Below are 15,662 nucleotides of genomic sequence, written 5' to 3'. Positions count from 1 at the left end.
CCATCTCCGCGGCCCGGGCCCGCTGGCTGGCGTGTGACGGCAACGTCACCCGCATCGTCGTCGGCCCCGAAGGCCAGCCGATGGACCTCGGCCGCACCCACCGCGTCGTGCCACCCCACCTGCGGCGGGCGGTCGAGCACGCCGACCGGCACTGCGTCTTCGCCGGCTGCGACGCCCCCAGCCACTGGTGCGACGTCCACCACCTCGTCCACTGGGCCCACGGCGGAGACACCGAACTGCACAACCTGGCCCTGCTGTGCGAGCGCCACCACACCAAGGTGCACCACGGGTTCCGGATCGAACGAGATGCCGACGGCCGATGGCACACCCACCGCCCCGACGGAACCGAGATCCTCGTCCTCCAGCGCATCACGCAGGAGACGGTCGACGCACGCGCCGGCTGAGCGTTGTCCGGGGTCAGGCGGTGGACGACCCGTCCCACGGGGCAACGGTGATCTCGGGCCACTGCTGCTGCCAGCGCGCCGTCTTGGCCTCGTACACGTGCCGTGGCGCCAGCCGCCGGTTCGGGCGGACCACCAGCGCGAAGAGGTCGTCGTAGCCGTGCGGCGCGTACACCTCGGGCGTGCTGGAGGCGCCCACCCGGATGCCGTAGCAGCAGCACACCGCCGCGAAGGAGTCGATGGCGTCGGCGCAGTCGCGGAACGGCGCGGCGGGCACGCCGAACTTCTCCTCGTACCAGAGGTGCACCCGCGCCTCGTTGCGGATCTCGACGGGCACGGGCAGATCGCCGAACAGCTCCGCACCGGCGCGGATGACGGCGTCCTCCGCCTCCCAGGACGTGTCGGCGTCGAAGTAGAAGAAGTCGGCGTCCCGGATGCCGGTGCCCGCAACCCGTCCGGTGAGCGCGTTCCACACCGTCTGGAAGAGCACGCCGGCCGTCAGCCACGAGTCGGGAAGGCCGAGCGCCGGCGCCCGGTCGAGCACCGCTCGAACCGTGGGATCCGCGGTCACGATCTCGAGGAAGCGCTCCTCGTCCGCTGACCGGCGGCCCACCTCAGACGAGCCGGAGGATGCCCGACGCCGTGGCCAGCAGCGCGGCCAGCAGCAGGATCGCCGCGAACACCACCTGCGGACCCGTGCGCCCCGAGGTGTCGGAGTCGGCACGCCAGATGCTCCACGCGCCGCCGAGCAGGAACCCGCCCAGCACGATCAGCGCGATACCGAAGTTCACGGGTTACAGCGCGCCCTTGGTCGAGGGCACGTCGCGAACCCGCGGGTCGAGGGCGACGGCGACCCGCAGCGCGCGGGCCAGCGCCTTGAACTGCGCCTCCACGATGTGGTGGGCGTCCCGGCCGGCGTAGAGCACCCGCACGTGCAGGCTGATCCGCGCGTTGAAGGCGAAGGACTCCAGGACGTGCTTGGTCAGGCTCGTCGGGTAGTCCGGCCCGATCATCGGCGTCATGTTCTCCGGCTCGGCGTGCACGAAGTACGGCCGGCCGGAGAGGTCGACGGCGGCCTGCGCCAGCACCTCGTCCATGGGGATGGTGGCGTCGCCGTAGCGGGTGATGCCGCGCTTGTCCCCCAGCGCCTCGGCGAATGCCTGCCCGAGGGCGATGGCGACGTCCTCGACGGTGTGGTGCGCGTCGATGTGCAGGTCGCCGTCGGCCCGCACGCTCAGGTCGATGCCGCTGTGCTTGGACAACGCCGTGAGCATGTGGTCGTAGAAGCCCACGCCGGTGCTGATCGAACTGGTGCCGGTGCCGTCGAGGTCGAGCTCGACGACGAGCTTGGTCTCGCTGGTCTGTCGCTCGACGCGTGCGGTGCGGGTCATGTGCGTCAGTCTCCCAGAGTGGTGCGGTGGTCCGGCGCGATCTCACCTGTAGTGATGGAGCCGGCACTGATGGACCCCAGTGCGGCGAGGAAGGCGTCGGTCTCCTCGGCGGTGCCCGCGGTCACCCGCAGCCAGCCGGGCAGCCCGACGTCGCGCACCAGGACGCCCCGGTCCAGCAGCGCCTGCCATGCGGCGGGCGCGTCGGCGAAGTGGCCGAAGAGCACGAAGTTGGCGTCGCTGGGGACGCTGGTCAGCCCCATGCCGGGCAGGGCGGCGACGATCCGGTCGCGCTGCTCCATGACCGCGGCCACCGTCGCCAGCAGGGCGTCGGTGTGGGCGAGCGCCGCCCGCGCGGCCGCCTGCGTGAGCGAGCTGAGGTGATAGGGCAGCCGGACCAGCTGGATCGCGTCCACCACCGCCGGGTCGGCCGCGAGGTAGCCCAGCCGCAGGCCGGCCATGCCGAAGGCCTTGCTCATCGTGCGGCTGACGATCAACCGCGGCCGCCCCGGCAGCAGCGTCAGCGCCGACGGCGTTCCGGGTCGGGCGAACTCGGCGTACGCCTCGTCGACCACGACCACCCCGGACGTCACGTCGTACAGCGCGGTGATGGTGTCCAGGTCGACCGCGGTGCCGGTCGGGTTGTTCGGACTGGTCACGAAGACGACGTCCGGACGCACCTCGCGCACCTGGGCGACGGCGGCCTCGGTGTCGATCGTGAAGTCCGCCGCCCGGTGCCCGTCGACCCAGCCGCTGCCGGTGCCCGCGGAGATGATCGGGTGCATCGAGTACGACGGCGTGAACCCGAGCGCGGTGCGCCCGGCTCCGCCGAAGGTCTGCAGGATCTGCTGCAGCACCTCGTTGGAGCCGTTGGCCGCCCACACCTGTGCCGGCCCGATCGCCTCGCCGCTGGTCCGGGTCAGGTACGCGGCGAGGTCGGCACGCAGGGCGACGGCGTCCCGATCCGGGTAGCGGTTGAGCTCCAGCGCCGCGTGCCCGAGCGCCGCACCCAGGTCGGCCAGCAGCTCCGCCGGCAGCGGGTGCGGGTTCTCGTTGGTGTTGAGCCGGTGGGTGGCCGGTAGTTGCGGGGCGCCGTAGGGCGTGCGTCCGCGCAGCTCCGGCCGCAGCGGGAGCTCGTCGAGCGAGGCCATCAGCCGCGCTGCCGGATCCGCACGGCGGCCGCGTGCGCGGGAAGGTCCTCGGCCCCGGCCAGGGCGTCGATGTGCGGAGCCACCTCGGCGAGGGCCTGCTCGTCGTACTCGACGACGTGGATGCCCCGCAGGAAGGACTGCACGCTCAACCCGCTCTGGTGCCGCGCGCAGCCGCCGGTGGGCAGCACGTGGTTGGAGCCGGCCGCGTAGTCACCGAGCGACACCGGCGACCAGGCACCCACGAAGATCGCGCCGGCGTTGCGGACCCGCATCGCCACCTCGCGCGGATTGCGGGTCTGGATCTCCAGGTGCTCCGCGGCATAGGCGTCGACGACCCGCAGCCCCGCCTCGAGGTCGTCGACCAGCACGACGCCGGACTGGGTGCCGTCCAGCGCGGTGGTGATGCGGTCGGAGTGCTTGGTCGCCGCGACCTGGCCCGGCACCAGGGCGAGGACGGCGTCGGCGAGCTCCTCGCTGGGCGTGACCAGGACCGCGCCTGCCAGCGGGTCGTGCTCGGCCTGGCTGATCAGGTCGGCGGCGACGTGCGCCGGGTCGGCGGTGTCGTCGGCCAGGATCGCCACCTCGGTCGGGCCGGCCTCCGAGTCGATGCCGATCATCCCGCGCAGCAGCCGCTTGGCGGCGGTGACGTAGACGTTGCCCGGGCCGGTGACCATGTCGACCGGCTCGCAGGAGCCCGCGCCGTAGCCGAAGACGGCGACGGCCTGGGCGCCACCGACGGCGTAGACCTCGGTGACGCCGAGCAGCGCGCACGCGGCCAGGACTCCGGGGTCGGGCAGCCCACCGTTGTCGCGCTGCGGCGGCGAGGCCACGGCGATGGACTCGACGCCGGCGATCTGCGCCGGCACCACGTTCATGATCACGCTGGAGAGCAGCGGCGCCAGCCCACCGGGCACGTACAGACCGACCCGGCGGACCGGCAGCCAGCGCTCCATCACGGTGCCGCCGGGGACCACCTGGGTGGTGACGTCGGTGCGCCGCTGGTCGGCGTGCACCCTGCGGACCCGGGAGGTCGCCTCCTCCAGCGCCGCCCGCAAGGTCGGGTCGCACTCGGCCAGCGCGCGGTCGAGCGCCTCCTGCGGAACGGCGAAGTCCTCGGCGTCCACGCCGTCGATGCGGGCGGTGATCTCGCGGACCGCCTGGGCACCGCGGACCCGCACGTCCTCGCAGAGCGGACGTACGGTCGCCAGCACCGAGTCGATGTCGGTGGCGGCCCGCGGCAGCAGCGAGGCGAGCTCCCGGACGCCGGGCAGGGCGTTTCCGCGCAGGTCGATGCGTGCGAGCACGGGGTGCCTCCGAGATCTGGGCAAGGTGGTGCCAGGGGTTCCCAGGGTAGCCAGCTCTCCCGGACCGATCGGGGTGCACCCGGGGCGTCCGCCCGGTCGGGGCCCGGCCGGCCCGTACGCTTCCCCGGATGGGTGAGCTGATCCCGCTGTTCCCGCTGGGGCAGCCGCTGTTCCCCGGCGTGGTGCTGCCCCTGCAGATCTTCGAGCCCCGGTACCGGCGGCTGATGCGCGATCTGCTGAGCCTGCCCGAGCACGACGACCGCCGGTTCTTCGGCGTCGTCGCCATCCGGCAGGGCTGGGAGGTCGAGCGGGTCGCGCCGGCCGCGGCGCTCTACGACATCGGCTGCGTCGCACGGCTGCAGCGGGTGCAGCCGCAGCGCGACGGCGGATTCCGGATCGTCACCGTGGGCGGGGAGCGGTTCCGGCTGCTCGACGTCGTCGTCGGCGAGGACCCGCCCTACCTGCAGGCCGAGGTCGAGTGGCTGGCCGAGGAGGAGGCCGCCGAGGAGGCGGCCGGCGACGCCGAGTCGGTGGCCGACGCCCCGTCGCTGACGCTGCCCGACGAGATCGCCACGTCCGTGGCCCGGGGGTCGCTGGACCTGCTGTCCCACGGGGTGGGCGAGCTCTTCACCCGGTACGTCGCGGAGGTGGCGGCGCTCGGCGCCGGCACGCACGGCGACGGCGTGGAGGCGGCGGTCCGCCTGGCCGCCGCTGCCGACGACCCCGCCGCGCTGTCCTGGCTGGTGGCGTCGTCGGCACTGCTCACCACCGAGGACCGGCAGGCGCTGCTGGCCGAGTCGGCGACCCGGCGGCGGCTGGCCGCGGAGTCGCGGCTGCTGCGCCGGGAGCTCACCCTGCTGCAGGAGCTGAGCGCCGTGCCGGCACCGCTGCAGCAGTTCGCCACCCCGATGACCGTGAACTGAACTCCCGTCAGCGGCTGTCGGCCACGGAGAGGACCGCCGGGCCGAGGAAGTGGCAGACGTTCAGCGCCACGGCGAGGTCGACACGGTTGGTCCCGATTGTCGTCGTGCTCTGCTCGAGGGCCTTCGCGACGCGGTAACGGACCGTGTTCCGGTGCAGGTTCATCAGGGCGGCGGTGTCGGTGTAGCTCTCACCGGTCAGGAGGAAGACCCGGAGCGTCTCTCGCAGCGCCCTCGTGTTGTCGTTGTCCACCGCCAGGCCGCCGAGGACCTCGACCACCCAGGCTCTGGTCGACTCCAGGTCGTTGGCGAGCAGCGACGTGATCGCAACCCCCTCGTCACCGAAGCTGATGGCGGCCGTGGTGCCCCCCCGGGCCACCGCGACCCGGCGCGCAGCCTGAGCCTGCTCGTGCGTCCTGCGGAAACCCCCCGTCCCCACGTCGGAGAGCCCCAGGGACACCCGCGCCGTCCTCGCCTGACCGACCGTGCGCCGAACCTCCTCGATGTCGACCGGCGGGGGCTTCGCCGCGAAGGGCAGCCACGCCCACGCGGTCGTCCGGTCCACGGCCGTGATCAGCGGGGAGCCGGTGCAGCCCGCGGCGGCGGCCACCTTCCACACGCCCTGGGACAGCATGCGGAGCTCGTCGGGCGCCGGGTCGGATTCGACCGACCAGATGATCAGGCCGATGTGGTGGCCGTCGAGGCGGTAACCGGTCTCCTGCTCGAATTCCCGGGCGGAGACGTTGCGCCTGCCCAGAACGTCGTGCACCAGCGTGGCCCGGACGTTGCCCTGGGTGCCGACCCAGCGATCCCGCTCCTTCTCGTAGACCCCGAAGACGTACTGCGAGATCCAGTCGATGTAGCGCCCGACGACCGAGGACATGTGCTGCAGGACGGCGAACTTCTCCTCGGCCGAGCAGTTCAGGCCCTGGACGTCGGGGAAGATCTGCTCGATGAAGTCGTCCTTGCCGACGTTGTAGGCCCGGACGAGCGAGTTCGCCGGGATGTCCCGCTGCGCCAGCCGCAGCGCGTACTCCACCGCCGCCGTCGTCGGCTGCAGCCGCTCGATCGGGATGTCGTTGATCAGGATGTGCGTGATCGTCTTGGTGTTCGCGTCGACGCTGGCCCGCAGCAGCTCCAGGAACGCCTGGTCGACGTCCAGGGACTTGATCTCGCGCGCGATCAGATCGCTCATGTCCCGCGCGATCTGCGGCTGCCTCCGGTCCAGGCGCAGCGCGGCCTCGCTCACCAGCTCCTTGACGCGCAGGTGCCCAGGACGTTCACCCTCGCCACCGTGTCCATCCACCTCGCTCGCCCGCATGGCGGTCACCGGGCCAGCCTCGTGAGCGCCGACCGGGCGGCGTTGTAACCGCACATCCCGTGGGCGCCGGCGCCGGGCGGGGTCGCCGCCGAGCACAGGTACACCCCGTCGACGCCGACCGTGTAGGGGTCGAGGGCCACGCGGGGCCGGAAGACCAGCTGCAGCGGATCGTTGGCGCCGGTGACGATGTCGCCGCGCACGTAGTTGGCGTTGTGCTGCTCCATCGCGGTCGTCGACCACACGTCCCGGGCGAGGATCCGCTCGCGGAAGCCCGGCGCGAACCGCTCGATCTGCTGCTCGATGGCGGTGGTCGCGTCGCCGGTCCAGCCCGCGGGCACGTGCGCGTAGGTGTAGAGCGGGTGGACGTCTCCCGAGGACCGCGTCGGGTCGGCCACGAACTGCTGGCCGACCAGGACGAACGGGCGCTCCGGCATGCGCCCCAGCTGGATGTCCTTCTCCGCGGCCGCGATCTCCTCGAGGGTGCCCCCGACGTGGACGGTGCCCGCTCGCCGGGACTCCTCGTGGGTCCACGGGACGCCGCCCTCCACGGCGAACTCGACCTTGAAGGAACCAGGGCCGTGGCGGTACCGGGTCAGCGCGCGGGAGACGCGCCCGGGCATCCGCTCCCCTGCGATGCGCCCGGCGGCGCCGGGCGCGACGTCGAGCATCACGATGTCGGGAGAGCCGAGCTCGTCCAGTGAGCGGACGGTGACCCCGGTCTGCACGGTGACCCCGTGCTTGGCCAGCAGGGCGAGGACGGCGTCGGTGATCGACTGCGAACCCCCTTGCGCCACCGGCCAGCCGTACCGGTGCGCTGCGGTTCCCAGCGCCACCCCGATCGCCGACGAGGCCACGGAGCCCAGCGGCCGGAAGGCGTGCGTGGCCACGCCGGCGAACAGCGCCCGGGCCTCCGGCGTCGACCACCGCCGAGCGAGAGCCGCGGCCGGCAGCATCGAGTACGCACCGAACCGGCCCAGTTTCACCGGGTGGCGCGGCACGTGCAGCAGCGGCGACAGGAAGTCCTCGGCGATATCGCCGAAATCGCGGGTGAGCCGCCCGAAGAGACGGTTCCAGCTCCGGCCGTCCACCCCCAGGCCCTCGGCGGTCCGCTCGACCGAGCGCCAGGCCGCCGCGCCGCGACCGCCGTCCAGCGGGTGGGCGTACTCGATGTCAGCCCATTGCCAGGTCAGCCCGTGCGCCGAGAGGTCGAACTCGCGCGAGAACGGGGTGTCGACGGCCAGCGGGTGGAACCCCGAGCAACCGTCGTGGATCAGCCCAGGAAGGGTGAAGGCCCCGCTCCGGGCGCCACCACCGACCGCGTCGGCCGCCTCGAGCACCGTGACCTGCACGCCGGAGGCGGCCAGCGTGAGGGCGGCAGCGAGCCCGTTGGGCCCGCTGCCGACCACGACTGCGTCGGTCATGCACTCACACTGGCACGGACGACGGGGTGCGGGTGCTCACCGGCGGGCGTGTACCCGGGGTTGCGCCAGGTCACCGTGTGCGGGATCGGGCCGTTGGGCAGCCAGGGCTGCTCGTTCACGGCGTCGGCCACCTTCCAGTGGCCCCGCTCGACGACGCCCAGGGCGGCGTCGATGACCTTGTACTCCTGCGTGGCGCGGTGGATCGGCTGGGACTCGACCCACACGACGATGCACTCCCCCGGCTCGAAGGCGCAGCGCTGCTGCACGGCGCGGATGGTCTGCTCGTTGTGCAGGTGCGCGTCGCCGAACTGCCAGCCCACGAGCGTGGTGCAGACGAACTCGCCCTCGCGGATGCGGTAGTTCTCCAGCCGGTCGAGGTGTCGCATCATCAGCGACATCAGCCCCCGGCCTTGGCTGTGCATCGTGCGCCAGGCCATGGCCTTCTGCATGAAGATCTCGGCGATCTCCTTGCCGAAAGCACCGGAGAGCTGGTCGACCTGATTGGGGTTGTACTTCACCAGGTGCTTGTTCAGCTTGTCCTCCGCCTCGTCGCCGCGGAAGGCCCAGGTCGCCGAGGCCCAGTTGCCGGCGTACTGGCGCATCGAGGGCAGGAACGAGACCAGGTCCGGCCGCAGGTTGCCCAGGATCGGGAAGGCGACGAAGACCGCCACGATGGCGACGAGCAGCCACGGCGAGCTGATGTCGCCGACGCCGTAGCCGTCCTGGGCTGGGAAGCCCCCGAAGATCCAGGCGGTGGCGAACATGAAGAACACGTTCCACTCCAAGGGCACCGCGAGCGGGAACGTCGAGGTGATGAAGACGTGGAAGAAGATCATCCCGGCGATGGCCAGCCAGGTGATCGTCGAGTTCGTCGAGAACAGGAGGACGAACGGGAGGACGAGCTCGACGACCGTGCCGCCGACGTGCGCGAAGGCCCACGAGACCTTCGAGGGCCGCAGGTCGTTCGGGAAGTCCCGATAGAGGGCCCGCTTGAACCGCAGCGGCGTCAGCCACGGGGTGTTGCTCATCATCGGGGGCACGACGTTGGTGAAGTGGTGGCCGAACTTCGAGACGCCGGCGCCGACCCAGATCGAGACCATGGCGATCTTCGCGGCCAGGACCATGTCGACGTGGTTGCTCAGGACGCCGAAGAAGAAGAGCACCGCGACGTACTGCTCCGAGCGGGCCGCCAGGAAGACGACCCGGTCGCGCAGCCCCATCACGATGATCAGGCCGACGTACGTGAGCAGCAGCCACTGCGGGAGGAGGCCGGCCTCGCTGCCGGGCAGGGCGTCGGTGAGCACCCCCGGGCCGATCAGCAGCGCGCCCAGGGTCGCCAGGATCGCGAAGTAGATCGTCGTGTCCACGGCGGTCCGGTGGTCACCGGCGGTGAAGGGCACCTTGCCCGGCCAGGGCGGGAGCCGAAGCGTGTTGCGCCGGGAGAAGTAGCGGTAGCCGCCGGTGAACGGCGTGAACTTGAAGGCGAGGGGGCCGGAGGACGACGCCCAGCCCGTGATCTCGAACAGCACCGTCCACACCACGAGCTTCTCGTAGACGATCGGCTCGCCCCACCAGGAGCCGAACTCGCCGAACCCGCCGAGGCCCGGGGTGGTGAGGCCGACGACGGCGATGCCGCCGAACACGTAGACGGCCAGCTTGTAGATGTAGAGCATGTGGTTGCTCTTGGGGCTGCCGAAGCCGTACTCGGCCCAGTGGGTGGCGAGCATGCGCATCCGTTCCATGAACGGCATCGACTCGAACTGTGCCGGGTCCACCGGCGGCATGTCTGCTGTCTTGAATCCCACGGTTGCTCCTTCGTCCGGGCAGGGGTCATCAGCACGAGTGGGCTCTCGTGCAGTGGGGGTGGGAGGTGCGTCAGACGGTCTGCGGTTGCAGCGATCTGCGGAGGGTCGGCTTGTCGGTCTTGCCGACCGCGTTCTTGGGCAGGGCCCCGACGACCTCGATGCGTTCGGGCACCTTCACCCGGGTGAGGTGGCTCCGGCAGTGCTCCAGGAGGTCGGCCTCGGCCAGCCGGGCGTCGGGGTAGAGGCTCACGTAGGCCACGGGCGATTCCCCGAGGACGGCGTCCGGCCGGCCGACGACGGCGGCCTCCAGGACACCGGGTACGGCGGTGAGCACCGCCTCGATCTCCTTGGGATAGATGTTCTCCCCACCGCGGATGATCATGTCCTTCACGCGGTCGACGATGGTCAGGTAACCGTCCTCGTCGAGTCGGCCGACGTCGCCGGTGCGCAGCCAGCCGTCCTCCACGGTCTCCGCGGTGGCCTCGGGCCTGCCGAGGTACCCGCGCATGACGGTGGGCCCGGAGATGACGATCTCGCCGACCTCGCCGACAGGCACGGCCGTTCCGTCCTCGCCGCGGATCTCGATGCGCTGGCCGGGCAGGGCCGGGCCGACGGTACCGAGTTTGCGCAGGCCCTCGACCGGGTTGCACGCCGACGCGCAGGTGCCCTCCGTGAGGCCGTAGCCCTCCACCATCGTGAAGCCGAAGCGCTCCTCGCAACGGTCCAGGAGCTCCGCGGACACCGGGGCGGCGCCGCACACCACGAAGCGCAGGGAGGAGGTGTCGGGGCGGACGTCCTCGGGGAGCGAGGCCAGCAGGGCGTAGATCGTCGGTACCGCGGAGAAGTAGGTCGGCCGCAACCGCTCGACCTGATCGAAGAACCGGCTGGCCGAGAAGTTCCCGACGATGCTCAGTTGGCCGCCCGACCGGAGGGTTGCCAGCGCGCTCACCATGAGTGCGTTGGCATGGAACAGCGGCAGGATGAGCAGGCAGTGGTCCCGCTCGGTCAACGAGAGGTGGTGCGCCATGGTGCTCGACATCGCCTCGACGTGGGCGTGGTCCAGCATCACGCCCTTGGGCCGGCCGGTCGAGCCGCTGGTGTAGATCAACAGCGCGAGATCGTCGGGCTGAAGCGGAGCCGGCGGCACCGGCGCGCCGGCAGGGGCGACCCGCATGTCGTCCACGTGGATGACCGGGCGGTCACCGGCCAGCGCACTCGGGCCCATGGCCACGACCACCGCGGCCGACGAGTCCTCGATCTGGTGCCCGGCCTCGGTAGCGGTGAAGGACGGGTTGACGGGAGTGGCCACGCCTCCGAGACGCCAGGCGGCGAACAGGGCCACCAGGAGTTCGACGCGATTGGGCAGCATGATCGCCAGGACGTCGCCGTGCCCGAAACCAGTCTCTGCGAGCTGCTCGGCGAAGGCAGCGATGCGAGCGTCGAACCCAGCGTGGTCCAGCTCGACGTCGTCGTCCCTCACGCAGAGCCGGGAGGGCGGTGCAGCAGGTACCTGCCAGGGCAGATGTCCGAGCATCAGGTGCACCCCGTCCTGGATGTGGTAACCGTCACCGACAGCTTGTGATCCAGAACACTAAGGACCATGTGTGGCCCTGAACACGGCCTCCGAGGACGAACTTCCCCGCCGCCGTTGTACGCCGTGCACATGCCGGAGGTGTGACCGCCGCGCGGACGGGTCGTCGGACGGACGCGCGGTGAGACGCGGTCAGCCGGGTGCGGCCCGATCTGACCCCGCCCGGCCCAGGCCGTCGTCGGCGGCGACCAGCACGCAGATCAGGTAGCCCAGGAGTGCTGCGAACGACGTCGCGGCCAGCACCGGCAGCGAGCCCAGGGTCAGGCCGGTGGTGACCGTGGACCCGACGTCGGCCAGGTCGGCCTCGCTCGGTGGACGGCGGAGCAGCTCGCCGAACCGCCAGGCGACCAGCGAGGCCAGGCAGCCGCCGACGGCGAGCACGATCAACGTGCCGACCCCGCGCCGGCTGCGGAGGCGCCAGGACGCCAGCCCCACGAGGAGGCCGAGACCGAGCAGCACCAGCACGAGGACGGCGTCGGCGCCCGCCTGCACCTCGGCCACGAGCCGGCCGACCGGCACGGGGCCCTCGTCGGTGATGCGGTAGACCGCCTTGGGGGCCAGGAGCCACCACAGCAGCCCGGCCGGGATCCCGGTCAGCGCGAACGCCAGCAGCAGACCCTTTCCGCCGCGCAGGTCCTGCACCACCTCCGGCCAGCCCTGCCAGAAGGCGTGGGTGGACGACGACGCCTGCAGCGGCGGGGCCTCCAGCGGCGGCGTGCTCACCGCCCCAGTGAACCCCGCGACCGGCACCGGTGCCGCGCCACCCCCCGAACCCGACGGCGAGTCGTTCAGAGCAGCGCCACGCTGGTCGGGCCGAGCAGGGCCTTGATGTCACCCATGAGCGCGGTGCTCGGGCGCACCCGCAGTCCCTGGTCCAGGCGCAGGACGGTCTCCCGGCTGCCGTTGACCAGCTTGAGCTGCACCTCGGTCGTGCCGGGATGGCTGCCCAGCACCTCGCGGAGCCGCTCCACCACCGGCGGGGTGCACCGGGCGGCCGCCATCGAGACCAGCACCGGACCGCGCGGGCCCTCGGTGAGCTCGGGCACGGTGACCTCGGAGCCGAACAGCGAGGGCTGGTCGTCGCGACGGCTGATCCGGCCCTTGACCACGACGATCTGGTCGCGGACCACCTTCTCCGAGACCTCGACCCAGGTCTTGGGGAAGAAGAGGACCTCGATGCCGGACTCCAGGTCCTCCACCGTGGCGATCGCCCAGGGGGCGCCCTGCTTGTTGGTGCGCGGGGAGACCGAGGTGAGGATGCCGGCGATCGTGACGTTGGCGCCGTCCTCCACTCCCCCGGCGTTGATCTCGGCGATCGGGGTGTCGGCGTGCGAGGTGAGCACGTGCTCGACGCCGTGCAGGGGGTGGTCGGAGACGTAGAGGCCGAGCATGTCCCGCTCGAACATCAGCCGCTCGCTCTTGGACCAGTCCGCGGTGGGGATGACGATGTCGAGGGCGCCGCCGAACGGGTCGTCGTCGGCACCGTCGGCGCCGAAGCTGCCGAAGAGGTCGAACTGCCCCTCGGCCTCCTTGCGCTTGAGGCTCATCGCGGAGTCGACGGCCTGGGCGTGGATGGCGGCGATGCCCTGCCGGGAGTGGCCCAGGGAGTCGAAGGCGCCGGCCTTGGCCAGGGACTCGATGACCTTCTTGTTGCAGGCCACCGTGTCGATCTTGCGCATGAAGTCGGCGAAGTCCTTGAAGGCGCCCTGGGTCTCGCGCGCCTTGACGATCGACTCCACGACGTTGGTGCCCACGTTGCGCACCGACGCCAGGCCGAAGCGGATGTCGGTGCCGACGGCGGTGAAGTCCCAGGAGGACTCGTTGACGTCCGGCGGGAGCACCTTGATGCCCATGCGGCGGCACTCGGCCAGGTAGATCGGCCGGCGGTCCTTGTCGTCCTGGACGCTGGTGAGCAGCCCGGCCATGTACTCGGCCGGGTAGTTCGCCTTGAGGTAGGCCGTCCAGTAGGAGACCAGGCCGTAGGCGGCGGAGTGCGCCTTGTTGAACGCGTAGTCGGCGAACGGGACCAGGATGTCCCACAACGTCTTGATCGCGGCGGCGGAGAACCCGTTGGCCTTCATGCCGGCCTCGAAGCCGACGAACTCGGCGTCCAGGACCGACTTCTTCTTCTTGCCCATCGCGCGGCGCAGCAGGTCGGCCTTGCCGAGCGAGTACCCGGCGACCTTCTGCGCGATCGCCATGACCTGCTCCTGGTAGACGATCAGGCCGTAGGTCTGGCCGAGGATCTCCTCCAGCGGCTCCGCCAGCTCCGGGTGGATCGGCGTGATCTCCTGCTGGCCGTTCTTGCGCAGCGCATAGTTGGTGTGCGAGTTCGCACCCATCGGGCCGGGCCGGTACAGGGCGCCGACGGCGGAGATGTCCTCGAAGTTGTCGGGCCGCATCAGCCGCAGCAGGGACCGCATCGGGCCGCCGTCGAACTGGAAGACCCCGAGGGTGTCGCCGCGGGAGAGCAGGGCGTAGGTGGCCGGGTCGGTGAGGTCCTTGCTGATCTCGTCGAGGTCGACCGGCGGCTTGCCGTTGATCACGATGTTGCGCAGCGCGTCGTCGATGACGGTGAGGTTGCGCAGGCCCAGGAAGTCCATCTTGAGCAGGCCGAGCGTCTCGCAGGTCGGGTAGTCGAACTGCGTGATGATCGCGCCGTCGGCCTCGCGCCGCATGATCGGGATGCTGTCGATCAGCGGGTAGCGGCCGATGATGACGCCGGCGGCGTGCACGCCCCACTGGCGCTTCAGCCCCTCCAGCTTGCGCGCCTGGTCGACGACCTCCGCCGCGCCCGGGTCGGACTCGTAGCGGGCCCGGAACTCGGTCGCCTCCTTGTAGCGCGGGTGCGCCGGGTCGAACACCCCGGAGAGCGGGATGCCCTTGCCCATGACGTCCGGGGGCATGAGCTTGGTCAGCTCGTCGCCGACGGAGTAGGGCCGGTCCAGCACGCGGGCGGCGTCCTTGATCGCGGCCTTCGCCTTGATCGTGCCGTACGTGACGATCTGGCTGACCCGCTCCTCGCCGTACTTCTGCGAGACGTACTGGATGACCTCGCCCCGGCGGCGGTCGTCGAAGTCGATGTCGACATCGGGCATCGAGACGCGCTCGGGGTTGAGGAACCGCTCGAAGATCAGGCCGTGGGCCAGCGGGTCGAGGTCGGTGATGCCCATGGCGTAGGCGGCCAGCGAACCGGCGGCGGAGCCACGGCCCGGGCCGACCCGGATGCCGTTGTCCTTGGCCCAGTTGATGAAGTCGGCGACCACGAGGAAGTACCCCGGGAAGCCCATCTGGCAGATGATCCCGGTCTCGTAGTCGGCCTGCTTGCGCACGTGGTCCGGGATGCCGCCCGGGTAGCGCTTGTGCAGCCCGCGCTCGACCTCCTTGATGAACCAGGAGGTCTCGTCCTCCCCCGGCGGGAGCGGGAAGCGCGGCATGAGGTCGGCGCCCTCGGTGAACGTGACCTCGCACTGCTCGGCGATCAACAGCGTGTTGTCGCAGGCCGAGGCCAGGTCGCCGGTGAACAACGCGCGCATCTCGGCCGCGGACTTCAGGTAGTAGCCGTCGCCGTTGAACCGGAAGCGGTTCGTTTCGTTCAGCCGCGAGCCGGTCTGGATGCACAGCAGGGCGTCGTGGGCGTCGGCGTCCTCCTTGTGCGTGTAGTGGAGGTCGTTGGTCGCCAGCAGTGGGATGCCCAGGTCCTTGGCGATGGACAGCAGCGCGGGGCGGGTCTTCTTCTCGATGGACAGGCCGTGGTCCATCAGTTCGGCGTAGAAGTTCTCCCGCCCGAAGATGTCCTGGAAGTCCGCCGCGGCCTGGCGCGCCTTGTCCTCCTTGCCGGCGCGCAGCCACATGTTCACCTCGCCCGACGGGCAGCCGGTGGTGGCGATGAGGCCCTTGCCGTAGCGCTCCAGCAGGTCGCGGTCGAACCGGGGCTTGCGGTACTGGCCCTCGAGGCTGGCCAGCGAGGAGATGCGGAAGAGGTTGTGCATGCCCTCCGTGGTGCGGGCGAGCAGCGTCATGTGGGTGTAGGCCGCCTTGCCCCGGTTGGAGCCGCCGTCACCCTCCTCGTCGATGAGGTTGTCGCCGAAGTCGAACGGCGCACGGTCGAAGCGCGAGCCGGGGGTGTAGTAGCCCTCCATGCCGATGATCGGCTTCACGCCGGCAGCCTTGGCGTGCTTGTAGAAGTCGTAGGCGCCGAACACGTTGCCGTGGTCGGTCATGGCCAGCGCGGGCATCCCCTGCTCGGCCGCGGCCTTCGTGACCTCCGGCAGCTTCGCGGCGCCGTCGAGCATCGAGTACTCGGTGTGCACGTGCAGGTGCACGAACGAGTCGGACGGGCTGCTCACAGTGGGTCTGT

At 71.1% G+C, this 15,662-nt stretch carries 13 protein-coding genes; 2 read left to right on the top strand and 11 right to left on the bottom strand.

Features of this window, described 5'->3' with window-relative positions:
- On the top strand, positions 1-404 hold a 404-nt coding region (locus C5508_RS12400), incomplete at its 5' end, for an HNH endonuclease signature motif containing protein (protein WP_157944082.1).
- 13 nt (positions 405-417) lie between these two features.
- Here C5508_RS12400 and C5508_RS12395 read toward each other — a convergent pair.
- From C5508_RS12395 to hisD, 5 genes are read right to left on the bottom strand one after another with little or no spacing between them, the layout of a single operon-like run.
- Positions 418-972, bottom strand: a complete 555-nt coding sequence (locus C5508_RS12395) for a nucleotidyltransferase family protein (RefSeq protein WP_232797094.1) — start codon at positions 970-972, stop codon at positions 418-420.
- Between the two features lie 43 nt (positions 973-1,015).
- Positions 1,016-1,192, bottom strand: a complete 177-nt coding sequence (locus tag C5508_RS19950; protein ID WP_198598048.1) for a hypothetical protein — start codon at positions 1,190-1,192, stop codon at positions 1,016-1,018.
- A gap of 3 nt (positions 1,193-1,195) precedes the next feature.
- Positions 1,196-1,792 (bottom strand): imidazoleglycerol-phosphate dehydratase HisB, encoded by a 597-nt coding sequence (gene hisB / locus C5508_RS12390; RefSeq protein ID WP_104525256.1) that lies wholly within the window; start codon positions 1,790-1,792, stop codon positions 1,196-1,198.
- 5 nt (positions 1,793-1,797) lie between these two features.
- On the bottom strand, positions 1,798-2,940 hold the full coding sequence (locus C5508_RS12385; RefSeq protein WP_104525255.1) for a histidinol-phosphate transaminase: 1,143 nt from the start codon (positions 2,938-2,940) through the stop codon (positions 1,798-1,800).
- Positions 2,940-4,244 carry a histidinol dehydrogenase gene (gene hisD / locus C5508_RS12380; RefSeq protein WP_104525254.1) on the bottom strand — a complete coding sequence of 435 codons (1,305 nt, stop codon included), beginning with the start codon at positions 4,242-4,244 and terminating at the stop codon, positions 2,940-2,942. Before hisD ends, C5508_RS12385 begins: the two co-directional genes overlap by 1 nt.
- A gap of 128 nt (positions 4,245-4,372) precedes the next feature.
- Between hisD and C5508_RS12375 the strand changes: the two genes are divergently transcribed.
- Positions 4,373-5,167, top strand: a complete 795-nt coding sequence (locus C5508_RS12375; protein WP_104525253.1) for an LON peptidase substrate-binding domain-containing protein — start codon at positions 4,373-4,375, stop codon at positions 5,165-5,167.
- A gap of 7 nt (positions 5,168-5,174) precedes the next feature.
- On the opposite strand, the gene C5508_RS12370 is transcribed toward C5508_RS12375, so the two are convergent.
- The 6 genes from C5508_RS12370 to dnaE form a co-directional block, all read right to left on the bottom strand.
- Positions 5,175-6,413: a helix-turn-helix domain-containing protein gene (locus C5508_RS12370; RefSeq protein WP_198598047.1), complete on the bottom strand. Its 1,239-nt coding sequence runs from the start codon at positions 6,411-6,413 to the stop codon at positions 5,175-5,177.
- A gap of 77 nt (positions 6,414-6,490) precedes the next feature.
- A complete protein-coding gene (locus C5508_RS12365) occupies positions 6,491-7,906 on the bottom strand; it encodes a phytoene desaturase family protein (protein WP_104525251.1) in 1,416 nt (471 codons plus the stop codon).
- Positions 7,903-9,711, bottom strand: coding sequence for a DUF3556 domain-containing protein (locus C5508_RS12360; protein WP_104525250.1), 1,809 nt, complete (start codon positions 9,709-9,711; stop codon positions 7,903-7,905). The genes C5508_RS12365 and C5508_RS12360 overlap by 4 nt, the downstream gene beginning before the upstream one ends.
- A gap of 70 nt (positions 9,712-9,781) precedes the next feature.
- Positions 9,782-11,245 carry a class I adenylate-forming enzyme family protein gene (locus tag C5508_RS12355; RefSeq protein WP_104525260.1) on the bottom strand — a complete coding sequence of 488 codons (1,464 nt, stop codon included), beginning with the start codon at positions 11,243-11,245 and terminating at the stop codon, positions 9,782-9,784.
- A gap of 189 nt (positions 11,246-11,434) precedes the next feature.
- Positions 11,435-12,025 (bottom strand): hypothetical protein, encoded by a 591-nt coding sequence (locus tag C5508_RS12350; protein WP_157944081.1) that lies wholly within the window; start codon positions 12,023-12,025, stop codon positions 11,435-11,437.
- Between the two features lie 65 nt (positions 12,026-12,090).
- Positions 12,091-15,651, bottom strand: coding sequence for a DNA polymerase III subunit alpha (gene dnaE / locus C5508_RS12345; RefSeq protein WP_198598046.1), 3,561 nt, complete (start codon positions 15,649-15,651; stop codon positions 12,091-12,093).
- Positions 15,652-15,662: the final 11 nt, after the last annotated feature.

Origin of the sequence: Blastococcus atacamensis (assembly GCF_002938425.1) — a bacterium.
GTDB classification, from domain to species: domain Bacteria; phylum Actinomycetota; class Actinomycetes; order Mycobacteriales; family Geodermatophilaceae; genus Blastococcus; species Blastococcus atacamensis.
Note: the sequence above shows the minus strand (reverse complement) of the source record. Positions and strands in the feature narration are given on the sequence as shown.

Coding starts and splice junctions, on each gene's coding strand:
- C5508_RS12355 (WP_104525260.1), bottom strand. CDS start 11,245: ATGCTCGGACATCTGCCCTGGCAGGTACCTGCTGCACCGCCCTCCCGG.
- hisB (WP_104525256.1), bottom strand. CDS start 1,792: ATGACCCGCACCGCACGCGTCGAGCGACAGACCAGCGAGACCAAGCTC.
- C5508_RS12385 (WP_104525255.1), bottom strand. CDS start 2,940: ATGGCCTCGCTCGACGAGCTCCCGCTGCGGCCGGAGCTGCGCGGACGC.
- C5508_RS12365 (WP_104525251.1), bottom strand. CDS start 7,906: ATGACCGACGCAGTCGTGGTCGGCAGCGGGCCCAACGGGCTCGCTGCC.
- C5508_RS12375 (WP_104525253.1), top strand. CDS start 4,373: ATGGGTGAGCTGATCCCGCTGTTCCCGCTGGGGCAGCCGCTGTTCCCC.